The sequence below is a fragment of the Cognatundibacterium luofuense genome, from assembly GCF_018139685.1.
In the GTDB taxonomy this organism is placed as follows: domain Bacteria; phylum Pseudomonadota; class Gammaproteobacteria; order Burkholderiales; family Burkholderiaceae_D; genus Undibacterium; species Undibacterium luofuense.
On sequence record NZ_JAGSPN010000419.1, the window covers coordinates 1 to 328 of the forward strand.

At 49.7% G+C, this 328-nt stretch carries 1 pseudogene; it reads left to right on the forward strand.

Annotated features, from left to right (window positions below):
• Window positions 1-17: 17 nt before the first annotated feature.
• Window positions 18-328, forward strand: a pseudogene (locus KDM89_RS21035) (hypothetical protein); the annotation flags it as partial.

Genomic DNA, 328 nt, shown 5'->3' on the forward strand with positions numbered 1-328 from the left:
ATCCTCTGTATTCACCCATGTCTTTTTTGGCAGAAGGCAGTGCCAACTACGGTATAGAAATCGCGTTTCCGCATGCTGAACGTATGCAGTTTGAGAAGTCAGTCTTATTTCCGCTGGCGGGTATCGATCCGGCTAAGGCTGAGCTGTATTACCAGATACAGGCGGTGCTGCAGCAATTATCCTACTCAGGCAATATGGTCGCAAAACGTTACCTGGATGGTGAGATTGATCGTGACGCAGCAATAGCGATGCTGATGAAGTACAGTCTGTCAGATGCAGAGCGCTCTGCGCAGCGCCTGCGTTTCATCGAGCATAACCGTTCCTATGT